Genomic DNA, 11,175 nt, shown 5'->3' with positions numbered 1-11,175 from the left:
CACCATCGGGTGCACCGGGAGGCGATCCTCTTCCAGCAACACCCCCAGACCACAAGCCTGGGCCAGTTCGTTGCAGACGGTGCCGACGCCGCCGCGGGTCGGGTCACGCAGCCAGCGCGTCGACGGCGCGGCCGACAACAGCACCTCTACCAGCGGGCTCACCGCGGCGGTGTCGGAGTGAATATCGGCCTCGATGGCCAGGTCACCGCGGGCCAGCATCACCGCCATCCCGTGGTCGCCCATCGACCCTGACAACAGCACCTTGTCGCCGGGGCGCACCGACGCCGGCGACAGCTGGCGTTCCGCAGGGATCACGCCAATGCCGGCGGTCGTGATGAATAGACCGTCGGCCGCGCCGTTGGGTACGACTTTGGTATCGCCGGTGACAATCTGCACACCGCAGGCCGCAGCCGCCGCCGCCATGTCGGCGACAATCTCCTTCAACTCGGCGATCGGGAAGCCTTCCTCGAGGACGAAGGCAGCCGAGATCCATTGCGGCACAGCACCGGCCACCGCCAGATCGTTGGCGGTGCCGTGCACGGCAAGTTCGCCGATCGAACCGCCGGGAAAACGCCTGGGCTGCACCACGAACGAATCAGTCGACATCACCAGCCGCTCACCACCGGGCAAGTTGATCACCGCCCCGTCGCCGAGGGACTCCAGTAGCGGATTACGGAACGCCTCGATGAAGACGGCGTCAACCAAAGCCGCCGATGCTTTTCCACCGGCGCCGTGCGCTAACGTCACGTGATCGTCGAGCAGCCGGGGGCGGCGCCTGCGGAATGATTCGATCCGCTCGATCACCTCGCCCTCGCCGAAACGCGGGCCTGCGGCCAAGTATTCGTTAGCTGGTTTCGTCATCAGGCAACCGCCCTCATCTGTTCGTGTACCGCCAACCACAGCTCGTAGCCGACCAGCGCTTGGGATTCTTGAATCCGGTGCACACTTTGCGAGCGAACCACGAAGCAGGCGTCGACGTCCGGGCTTTTTGCGAACGCACCGCCGTCGTAGCCGGCGAAGCCGACGGTGTACATGTCGCGACGGCGCGCCTCGCTCAAAGCCGCCATCAAATTGGGCGAACTGCCGCTGGTTGACATCGCGATCGCGATATCGCCTGCCTTCGCGCGGGCGATCAATTGGCGGGCGAACACCAGCTCGAACCCGACGTCATTGCCCAGTGCGGTCATGATGGCCTGATCGGCCGTCAGGGACCAGGCCGGCAGTGATTTTGCCGGCGCGTCGCCGGCTGGTGGCTGAGCGAAAAGCCTTGCCAGAGTGGTGCAGTCGGTACAGCTTCCGCCGTTGCCGAACGTGAACAGCCGCCCGCCCGCGGTGAAACGCCGGGCCATCTCGGCGGCGGCGCCGTGGATTAGCTCGGTGTTGGCTTCCAGGGTTGAGCGGCGCAACGCCAGGCTCTCGGCAGCCTTGGCCTGCGCTGAGGCCGTCAAGTCGGCGAGCAGCGATTTGGGATCGTCTTCCTGCGCGTCGATGAACGGATACAAGAAATTGGTGGGTTCTTGAGTCATGAGCGCCGCTCCTCAATCCCGGGTTCGCCGGGATCTTCGTCGTCGTCGCGCACCTGGCTGATCGCCGTTCCGGCGTGCACCAACACCAGTTCACCGGCGACCACCGGATCAACCAACGTGGTCGCGACGGTCTCCACGCCGTCAGCGGTACGCACCGTCGCCATACCATCGGCCGTGGCGGTAAGCACTTCGCCGAGGCGCCCTTCGTCGCTACAGGTCACGCAGACTTCGTCGGTGCACGCATCGGGCTCCTTCAGCAACCCCGGGTGCTCGAAACAGACGTGGGTCAGCTCCCAGAGCAGGTGGTAGAACAACACGAATCCGCCAGTCGCCGGCACTCGGGGGTCCGGGTCGTCCAGCCACAGCACGTGGTCTGCCGCGCCGGGTTGGGGCCGCTCGCCGCTGCCGATCCACACGGTCGTAACACCCCATGCCCGACTTCGGCGCATCACCGACCGCACTTCGGGGTCGTCGGCTCCGGAGACGGCGACCACGATGTCGCCGGGCCGCACCGAGACTCGTACGACGTCAACCACATCCGGCCCGGTGATCGCGACGGCGGGCAGCGCCCGCTTGCCCACGATCACCGGATGGATGAACTCGACCGCGATATGCAGAGCATGCGGCTCCCAACCCGGCGCGATCGACCACATGGTCGCGCCCGCCGCGAACCGTTTCGCCAAAGTAAAAGAAGTTGCGGCCAGGTCGGCGGCCAAGTCGGCGTCTAGCCCGCGGTCGATCGCGGTGGTCGTCACATCACTCCCCATCGATTCACACTCCCCCTTCTTCGCCGAGCCCTCGTTCTTCGTCCAACGCGGTCAGCATGCAGACCGCGGCCTGGCCGAGCGCCAGCCCACCGTCATTCGGCGGAACCACATGGTGGGTCAACACCTCGAATCCGGCTTGCTGCAACCGATGTCGGCACTCGCGCAGCAGCAGCACGTTCTGGAAGACCCCGCCGGTGAGACCGACCACCCGCACCTCGCCGGCAACGAGGCTGACCACCTGCAAAACCGCATCCGCGACCGCCCGGTGGAAGCCCGCGGCGAGCGCGGCCGGGTCGACACCCGCGCGCAGCGCCGACACCATTGCCCGCATCATGCCGGCAGGGTCGATAACCCCGTCGCTCCGCACGTCCATGCGCAGCTGCGCCGGATGCGTGCTGGCCGAGTCGGCCAGCACCTCAAGTTCGATGGCAGCCTGGCCCTCGTAATCGATCCGGTGCCGCACGCCGAGCATGGAGGCAATGGCGTCGAACAACCGGCCCATGCTCGAACACGCCACACAGCCGGTGTTGCTCTCCAATTGCGAACGGATAAGCCGTAATTCAGCAGAAGTGGCTGTAGCGACCGGGGCCAGATCCGCAGTCCAGTCGATGTCTGCCATCCATAACTGGGCCAGCGCCATCCGCCACGGGTTGCGTACCGCAGCATCGCCGCCGGGTAGCGGGACCGGCGACAGGTGCCCGACCCGGACAAAACGGTGGCTATCCGGCCCGAGAGCCAGAATCTCACCACCCCAGATTGTTTCGTCGCTGCCGTAGCCGGTGCCGTCAAACGACACCCCGATGATCGGCTCGCCGAGCCGGCCGTGTTCGGCCAGCAGCGACACCACGTGCGCATGGTGGTGCTGGACGAGATCCAACGGGCGGTCATCGGCATGCCGCTCGGCCCAATTGCGGGTCTGGTATCCGGGGTGCAAATCGGCGGCCAATCGCACCGGCTGGTGGCGGATCTCGCTGAGTTGACTAACCGCGCGCTCGAACGCCCGCAGCGTCTCCAGCGTTTCCATGTCGCCGATGTGTCCGGACATGTAGGCGCGTGCCCCGTCGGTGAGGCAGAACGTGTTCTTCAGTTCGCCGCCAACGGCCAGTACCGCCGGGCCATCGCGACCGAGGTCGACCGGCAACGGAGCGTACCCGCGGGAGCGGCGGATCGGCAGCTCGCCGCCGTCGATGACGCGGACCACCGAGTCGTCGCATGGCACGTGGATCGGCCGGTTGTGGTCGAGCACCGCGTCGCAAAGCATCGAAAGCCGGCACGCAGCATCGTCTTCGGTGAAGCAGATCGGCTCGTCGGAGCGGTTGGCGCTGGTCAGCACCAGCGCATCGGGCACCTCGGCTTCTGCCTCATAGGCCCCGGGAACCGGCGCGAGCAGCAGGTGATGGATCGGCGAATACGGCAACATCAGACCCAGCAGCGGACTGCCCGGTGCGACGGCGTCGACGACCGGCGCGTCGGCGCGCCGGCGCAGCAACACAATCGGCCGGGCGGGGCTGGTGAGTACGGCGGCCTCGGCATCGTCGATGTCCGCATAGCGACGGGCGATGTCGAGATCGCGCACCAGCATCGCGAACGGTTTGGCGCCGCGCGCCTTACGGGACCGCAGCGCGCCCACCGCCGCCTCGTCGTCGACGACGCAGGCCAGGTGATAGCCGCCGATGCCCTTGATCGCGACGACAGCCCCGGCGGCCAACGCCCGTTGGGTGGCGGCCAGCGCAGCGTCGGCCCCCTCGACCCGTTCCGGTCCCGAGAACCACAGTGACGGTCCGCAGTCCGGGCAGGCGATTGGCTGGGCGTGGAAGCGGCGGTCGGCCGGGTCGTGGTACTCGTCTGCACATCGGTCACACATCGCGAATGTCGACATCGTGGTGGCCGGGCGGTCGTAGGGCAACGCGCGGATGATGGTGAACCGCGGTCCACAGTTGGTGCAGGTCACGAACGGGTGCCGGTAGCGACGGTCCCGCGGGTTGAACAGCTCAGCGACGCAGTCGTCGCAGACTGCGATGTCCGGCGGAATCGGCGTGGTGGCTCCGGGGACCGTCTGGCTGTCGACGATGTGAAAGCCGTTGCCGTCGAGGGTGTTCGCTGCGACGCCGACGATGGACACCGTGTTGATCCGCGCCAGCGGCGGTGCCTCGGCACGCAGCCGACGCCCGAATTCGTCAATGCGGGCGACTGGTCCCTGCACTTCGATGAACACCGCACCGGAATCGTTGCCGACGAAACCCGCCAGCCCGATGTCGGTCGCGATCCGGTGAACGAACGGACGAAACCCCACGCCTTGCACGACGCCGACGACGGTGAACCGCTGCCGTATGTCGTCGGATCGCAGCATCAGGGTGTCGGTCATGGCGCCCGCCAAACGAGCACGAGCGTCGGGATATCAGGCGGCTCGACGACATTGCCGCTACCCTTGGCACCCCATTCAGCACACGTCGCGATCACACCGTTCTGTTGTCACGGCACCCGACGAAACCCATCGTAGGCGCGTACAACAGGCACCGGTTAGGGATTCCGACACGTCGGATGCTGGCCGGCAGTCGGGGCTTGAATGGCGTCGGGAAACCGCCAAGATATTCTTCCGGAAAACTGAAGAATTCTCAGCCTGTCCTCAGGTAATGTCTAGCTTTTAATTAGACACATGTTGAGGAGACGGGTCATGAAACTCTCCACTCGCCCCTGGGTCATCGCAGGGGTCGCCCTCGTCGGCGCCGGCCTCATCGCCGCCACCCCGGTGGCCGCGGCCGTGCCCGACGTCCAGGCCGCGGACGTGCAGCTGACCGCAGGCGGCTTCGACGACGTCTCGTTGGGGCAGCTCTTCACCAACGCATCGACGAGTTTCACCCACAACATTTTCGACCCATTTATCGGTGCCCCGTTCCCGGTGGGTCAGCAGGTGACTGAAAACTTCTTGGGGTATCTCAGCAGCATCTTCACCGACCCCTCGCAAATCAGCAACATTCCGACCGAAATCCAGAACAACCTCAACAACGCGCTCAACGCGCCGTTCGAGCCGTTCTATCCCACCGGCTCGGAACCGTACCTTCTTCCTTCCCTCAGCAACACACCCGTTACCGCCGGCTTCGACGTTGGAGCTTGCGTGAGCATTTTCGGCTGCTTCGACATCAACCCGTCCATTACATTGGGGGGCCATTCCGACATCCTCACCTGGCTGATAAACGGCTTCCCGCTCGTGCTGAACCTGGGCTCAATCGACCTCGGGCTCTTCTCAGTCGACCTCGGCTCAATCAACTTCGGTACCCTTGACCTCCTTAATATCCTTCTTCTCGGCAACAGCCAGTTGGAAGCCCAAATTCGGCCGTTGCTCGAACTCGTGGGGTCACCGGCAAGCGGCGTCCTGTGGGGGACAATCGGCACCGTTCTTAGCCCGATAGCGCAGTTCCTCGATGACGGCATCCACCTGGTCGATGCGCTCCAGGCCGGCGACGTCACGACGGCATTCAACGACCTGCTGGATATGCCGATCAATTCCACCAACGCGTTCTTCGAGGGGTACGGCAACGCCTTCAATTTGCTAGAGGAATTGGGGATCGGCCCCATCCTCGGCACGACGCCCCAGCTCGACCTGGGCGGGTTGTTCAGCCCAGCCGGCTCGTTCTTCAACGCCCTCGGCTTTGACTTTCATGTTGGTGGCACCGAAGGCGTCGACACCTTTGTCGGCACCTTCAGCGTGACGGCTAGCGCGTTCTTGACCGATCCGGCCACGATGGTCGGGCCGATCGCCTCCATGCTCGAGACGGGCCAGTCCATCGCGCAGTCAATTGGCTGGGACGACGTCGGTAACCAGCTGCTCAACCTGGCGAGCCTGTTCTGAGCCCGGCTGCTAACTGCAGGCTTGCAGCACCAGCTCGCGCACCCGCGCGGCGTCGGCTTGACCCTTGGTGGCCTTCATGACTGCGCCGACGATTGCACCTGCGGCCTGAACTTTGCCGCCCCGGATCTTCTCGGCGACATCGGGATTGGCAGCCAACGCCTCGTCGACCGCGGTCTGAATCAGTGAATCGTCGCGTACCACGGCCAGTCCGCGCGTGGTCATCACCTGTTCGGGCTCGCCTTCCCCGGCCAGCACTCCCTCGACAACTTGACGGGCCAGCTTATTGGACAGCTTGCCCTCGTCGACCAACGTCACCACCGCCGCGACTTGGGCTGGCGTGATCGGCAATTGGTCAAGTTCCACGCCGGCCTCGTTGGCTTTTTGCACCAGGAAGTTGCCCCACCAAGCGCGGGCTTCCTTGCTCGGCGCGCCGTGCTCGATTGTGGCGGCAACCAATTCGACTGCCCCGGCGTTGACCAGGTCCCGCATCACCTCATCGGAAATGCCCCATTCTTCTTGAATCTTCTTGCGGCGCAGCCACGGAAGCTCGGGGATGGTCTGGCGTAACCGCTCGACGAGCTCGCGGCTGGGCGCCACCGGCTCCAAGTCGGGCTCGGGGAAATAGCGGTAATCTTCGGCGGTCTCCTTGGTGCGGCCGGGACTGGTGTAGCCATCCTCATGGAAGTGCCGGGTCTCCTGCGTGACGCGGCCTCCGGACCCCAAAACAGCGCCTTGTCGGCGCATTTCGTAAGAGATGGCGACCTCGACGCTTTTGAGCGAGTTGACGTTCTTGGTCTCGGTGCGGATACCGAACTCGGTAGCGCCGACCGGTTTCAGCGACACGTTGGCGTCACAGCGCATTGAGCCCTGGTCCATCCGGACGTCGGAAACCCCTAACGCGCGCAACAGGTCTCGCAAGGCGGTCACATAGGCTCGGGCGATCTGAGGCGCCCGCTCACCCGTGCCCACGATCGGCTTGGTGACGATCTCGATCAGCGGCACACCTGCGCGGTTGTAGTCGATCAGCGAGGTGGTCGCTCCGTGGATGCGGCCGGTTTCGCTGCCCAAATGGGTCAGCTTGCCGGTGTCTTCCTCCATGTGTGCGCGTTCGATCTCGACTCGCCAGTTCGTGCCGTCTTCCAGCGGCACCTCGAGATGGCCGTTGACGGCGATCGGCTCGTCGTACTGCGAGATCTGGTAGTTCTTCGGCATGTCCGGGTAGAAGTAGTTCTTCCGGGCGAACCGGCACCACGGCACGATCTCGCAGTTCAACGCCAGCCCGATCCGGATCGCCGATTCCACCGCGGCCTCGTTGAGCACCGGCAGCGAACCTGGCAGGCCCAGACATACCGGGCACACCTGGGTGTTGGGCTCGGCGCCGAACGCGGTGGCGCAGCCGCAGAACATCTTGGTGGCGGTGGACAGCTCGACATGCACTTCCAAACCCAGCACCGGGTCGTAGCGCGCGATGACATCGTCGTAGTCGAGCAGTTCCGCACCGGGCGCCTTGGCAGCGCTCGCAGCAGAAGTCATGCGCTCGATCCTAATTGGCTGCCGGAGCCGCCGCCTCGCCGCCGTCGTCGGCAGCACGCACATCAGCGGTCAGCAGCATATGGTCGAAGGCCGACCGAGAGCCGATGGCATTGTCCCGAACGGCACAAAAGTCTTCGACGATCTGCTGAGCCAGCCGCCGCAGCTTCACATTGCTTTCTTGCGATCGCCACTTAAGCAGGTCGAACGCGGCCGCGGGGTCGAGTCCGTAGACCAGCATCAGCATCCCCTTGGCCTGCTCGATCACGGCGCGATGCTCGGTGATCTCGGCGACCTTGGCGGTGACGAGGTCATCGTGTGCCCGATCGGACGTCGGCGTGATGTCCACGTAGTAGCCATGGGTCCCGATGACCACATCCTGATCGTCGGTGAGCTGATCACCCACCACCACGACATGGTGCACGGCGCCGCTGGTGTCGATGATGCGGTGCCGGGTGCTGAATGCGCGGTGGGTGTGCAGCATCTCGTCGATGGTCTCCGCCACCTGGCGCCGATCGTCAGGATGCTTGTGCGCCAATACCAGCTCGGTGGTCAGTGTCACCGTTCCCGGCTCGTAGCCGTGCATCCGCTGCACCTGCTCCGACCATTCCCACCGCTGGTCCTCGAAGTAGAAGCGGAACCACCCGACACGCTGGGGCGCGCCGGCGAGGGCCTGCCCAACTTCGGCTGCATGCCCGTCGAGTTCGGCGGCCATTACCCGTGCTCCGCAAACATCATGCCGTCGCACCCGCCACAGGCCATGAGTCCCATCACAGCCGCGACGTTACAGCTGGCCGTTGCCTAACGGCCCGGTTCGCAGCACTCACGGTTTTATCGGCTTGATGCGGCTAGTGCGCTGGCGTTCCGATATCGCGTCTGGGGAACATGTCAGCCAAGGCAGCGGCCATCTCCAGGTAGCCACGCCTGCTCCGCTTGCCCAGCTGCTGCAGAATTATTTCTTGGCCCTCATGCACATGCCGATCGAATGGGAGATTCACTACACGTTTGGGGGCGAACTGGTCCGAAAGCTGCTGAAGCCGGTTGTTCACCGGGCCGCTCGGCTTTCCTCGTTCGGTGTGGTTGATCACCAGCACCGTCGACTCGATCTGTCGCTGATACCCGTTTCTGGACAACCACTCAATTGTGGTTCGGGTCTTTTCGATTGCGTCGACGGAGGCATTGGTGACCACCACAAGGGCTCGCGACTCCAACAAAACCGCTTCCGTCACAGCGGATTTGAGCGCTTTGCCACAGTCCATCAACACCACGGAGTAGTGATTCCGCAGTATTGAAAACGCTCTGAGGACGTCGTCACGCTCGATTAGCCAGTCGTTGTCTGAATAGTTCGGAAGCGCCAGCAGCTCCAGGCCGGCACGGTTGCGTCGGGTATACGCTCGCACGTCCGGATACCGCGTCACCGACCGATTGGCGAGCAAATCGACCAGGCTCAGCTGGTTCCGGTAGCCATGCCGGTCGGAGAGGTCTCCGGCGTCGACGTCCACGGCGATCACCCGGTCGGTGCGGGCATCGGCGAATGTTGAGCCAAGCGCCTCGACGACCGATGTTTTGCCGACGCCACCCTTGAGGTTCAGGACGGCGATGGGAAACGCGCTGCCTAACGGCGCCCGGACCCGGTCACGCAGCTCGAGTTCATAGATCTCGGTTCTGCTCGGACCCAGGTGGATTCCGGTCAGTCGCAATAGCAAGCTTCGCCAGCTGAATTCGGGCGGCGCTTCGGCGTATGGGTCTTCCAGGGTGTCGAGTGCGATCCTGCGCACCGGGCGCTGCCACGCAGCCGGTGGCGTCCCTGCCTGCATTGCCGGAACCGTGGTTGTCCCGATCGGCTCGTGAGCTGGCCATGGCGGCCGCTGATAGCCCGGATCGCCGGGGCGGGCCGGCGGTGGCGGCTGCCCCGGCAAAGGCCGCTGGTGCGGCGAGGGACTTTGCCGCACCGCCCTGGGCGGTGATCTCTGAATGACACCGCGACCGAAACCGCGGGAATTCATATGTCCCACGGTACCCCGCTTCAGAGCGTCAGAAACCAGGAAAATGCGTTGAGCTAGCCAAACGTGGGTGGCATGCGGATGAATGCCAGGCGGCACCAACCTGAACCGCGGGTGCCGCACATCGAATTAGCCGAAGAAGGCGGCGGCGTCGTCGTAGCGACTCTGCGGTACCAGTTTGAGCTGGCGCACCGCCTCTGCCAGCGGCACCCGGCCGATGTCCTGACCACGTAGCGACACCATCTGTCCGTATTCGCCGGCGTGCGCGGCGTCGGCAGCGTTGACCCCGAAACGGGTGGCCAGCACCCGGTCATAGGCGGTCGGCGTACCACCGCGCTGGACGTGGCCCAAGACCGTCACCCGGACCTCTTTGTTGATGCGCTTCTCCACCTCGGCGGCCAACTGGTCGGCCACGCCGGTGAACCGCTCGTGACCGAACTCGTCCATCCCGCCCTCGCGCAGCGTCATCGAGCCTTCGGCCGGTTTGGCGCCCTCCGCGACGACGCAAATGAAGTGTGAGTCGCCGCGCTGGAAACGGCGCTTGACCAATCGGCACACCTCGTCGATGTCGAAGGGCTGTTCGGGGATCAGGGTCATGTGCGCACCGGATGCCAGCCCGGAGTTGAGCGCGATCCAGCCGGCGTGCCGGCCCATCACCTCCACCAGCATCACCCGCTGGTGCGACTCGGCGGTGCTGTGCAACCGGTCGATGGCCTCGGTCGCCACTGTCAACGCGGTGTCGTGGCCGAATGTCACGTCGGTGCAGTCGATGTCGTTATCGATGGTCTTCGGCACACCGACGACAGGCACATTCTCGTCAGAGAGCCAGTGCGCGGCGGTCAGCGTGCCCTCGCCGCCGATCGGGATCAGCACGTCGATGCCGTTGTCGTCCAGGGTCTGCATGATCTGTTCCAGCCCGGCGCGCAGCTTGTCGGGGTGGACGCGCGCGGTGCCCAGCATCGTGCCGCCCTTGGCCAGCAGCCGGTCATTGCGATCATCGTTGGCCAGTTGCACACGCCGGTTCTCCAGCAGGCCGCGCCACCCGTCCTGAAATCCGACCACCGAGGACCCGTAGCGGGAGTCGCAGGTGCGCACCACCGCCCGGATGACGGCGTTGAGCCCGGGACAGTCCCCACCTCCGGTAAGAATTCCGATCCGCATGCCCTCATCTTGCCCCGTTTCCTACAGCGGTGTTTGCCGGGCCTGCCCGGCCACCAGGCGGATCCGTCCGGCGACGATGCGGGGCGCAGACCGCCCCGAGAAGGAGCCGGACAATCGGGCCTAGATGGCCGACGGCAGGGGTCCGCGGGCGGCCTCATAGGCCGCCCCAACCCGGTAGATCCGATCGTCGGCGAGAGCCGGCGCCATGATTTGCAGCCCGACCGGCAGGTTGTCGTCCGGCGACAAGCCCGACGGCACCGACATCCCGCAGTGGCCGGCCAGGTTCAGCGGCAGCGTGCACAGGTCGAACAAATACATCGCCAGCGGATCGTCGACCT

The 11,175-nt window shown here is 65.0% G+C and carries 10 protein-coding genes; 1 reads left to right on the top strand and 9 read right to left on the bottom strand.

Features of this window, described 5'->3' with window-relative positions; genetic code table 11:
* From hypE to hypF, 4 genes are all read right to left on the bottom strand, one after another.
* Positions 1-861, bottom strand: an 861-nt coding sequence (hypE, locus tag WAN71_RS21775) for a hydrogenase expression/formation protein HypE (RefSeq protein ID WP_422227318.1), incomplete at its 3' end; no start/stop codon positions are given.
* A complete protein-coding gene (locus WAN71_RS21770) occupies positions 861-1,526 on the bottom strand; it encodes a D-sedoheptulose-7-phosphate isomerase (protein ID WP_422227317.1) in 666 nt (221 codons plus the stop codon). The genes WAN71_RS21770 and hypE, both read right to left, overlap by 1 nt.
* The gene (locus WAN71_RS21765; RefSeq protein ID WP_422227316.1) at positions 1,523-2,281 is read right to left on the bottom strand and encodes a HypC/HybG/HupF family hydrogenase formation chaperone; all 759 of its coding nucleotides are present in this window, start codon (positions 2,279-2,281) and stop codon (positions 1,523-1,525) included. Before WAN71_RS21765 ends, WAN71_RS21770 begins: the two co-directional genes overlap by 4 nt.
* Before the next feature lie 16 nt (positions 2,282-2,297).
* Positions 2,298-4,658 (bottom strand): carbamoyltransferase HypF, encoded by a 2,361-nt coding sequence (gene hypF, locus WAN71_RS21760; protein WP_422227315.1) that lies wholly within the window; start codon positions 4,656-4,658, stop codon positions 2,298-2,300.
* Positions 4,659-5,042: 384 nt separating this feature from the next.
* Here hypF and WAN71_RS21755 point away from each other — a divergent pair, with 384 nt between their 5' ends.
* Complete coding sequence (locus WAN71_RS21755) at positions 5,043-6,143, top strand: hypothetical protein (protein ID WP_422227314.1); 1,101 nt, start codon at positions 5,043-5,045, stop codon at positions 6,141-6,143.
* Positions 6,144-6,152: 9 nt separating this feature from the next.
* Here WAN71_RS21755 and gatB read toward each other — a convergent pair whose 3' ends face one another.
* From gatB to WAN71_RS21730, 5 genes are all read right to left on the bottom strand, one after another.
* Positions 6,153-7,676: an Asp-tRNA(Asn)/Glu-tRNA(Gln) amidotransferase subunit GatB gene (gene gatB / locus WAN71_RS21750; protein WP_422227313.1), complete on the bottom strand. Its 1,524-nt coding sequence runs from the start codon at positions 7,674-7,676 to the stop codon at positions 6,153-6,155.
* A gap of 10 nt (positions 7,677-7,686) precedes the next feature.
* Positions 7,687-8,388, bottom strand: a complete 702-nt coding sequence (locus WAN71_RS21745) for a PAS and ANTAR domain-containing protein (RefSeq protein ID WP_422227312.1) — start codon at positions 8,386-8,388, stop codon at positions 7,687-7,689.
* Positions 8,389-8,521: 133 nt separating this feature from the next.
* The gene (locus WAN71_RS21740; protein WP_422227311.1) at positions 8,522-9,490 is read right to left on the bottom strand and encodes a MinD/ParA family ATP-binding protein; all 969 of its coding nucleotides are present in this window, start codon (positions 9,488-9,490) and stop codon (positions 8,522-8,524) included.
* Positions 9,491-9,805: 315 nt separating this feature from the next.
* The gene (locus tag WAN71_RS21735; RefSeq protein WP_422227310.1) at positions 9,806-10,837 is read right to left on the bottom strand and encodes an ATP-dependent 6-phosphofructokinase; all 1,032 of its coding nucleotides are present in this window, start codon (positions 10,835-10,837) and stop codon (positions 9,806-9,808) included.
* A 120-nt stretch (positions 10,838-10,957) separates the two neighbouring features.
* The coding region (locus WAN71_RS21730) for an amidase family protein (protein WP_422227309.1) at positions 10,958-11,175 on the bottom strand (218 nt) is incomplete at its 5' end.

Origin of the sequence: Mycobacterium sp. (assembly GCF_049280035.1) — a bacterium.
In the GTDB taxonomy this organism is placed as follows: Bacteria; Actinomycetota; Actinomycetes; order Mycobacteriales; family Mycobacteriaceae; genus Mycobacterium.
The sequence above is the reverse complement of the archived record's forward strand: the minus strand, read 5'-3'. Positions and strand labels throughout refer to the sequence as shown.

Excerpts from the sequence above, each read along its gene's own strand:
- WAN71_RS21770 (WP_422227317.1), bottom strand. The coding sequence starts at position 1,526 with ATGACTCAAGAACCCACCAATTTCTTGTATCCGTTCATCGACGCGCAG.
- hypF (WP_422227315.1), bottom strand. The coding sequence starts at position 4,658 with ATGACCGACACCCTGATGCTGCGATCCGACGACATACGGCAGCGGTTC.
- gatB (WP_422227313.1), bottom strand. The coding sequence starts at position 7,676 with ATGACTTCTGCTGCGAGCGCTGCCAAGGCGCCCGGTGCGGAACTGCTC.
- WAN71_RS21745 (WP_422227312.1), bottom strand. The coding sequence starts at position 8,388 with ATGGCCGCCGAACTCGACGGGCATGCAGCCGAAGTTGGGCAGGCCCTC.
- WAN71_RS21740 (WP_422227311.1), bottom strand. The coding sequence starts at position 9,490 with ATGCAGGCAGGGACGCCACCGGCTGCGTGGCAGCGCCCGGTGCGCAGG.
- WAN71_RS21735 (WP_422227310.1), bottom strand. The coding sequence starts at position 10,837 with ATGCGGATCGGAATTCTTACCGGAGGTGGGGACTGTCCCGGGCTCAAC.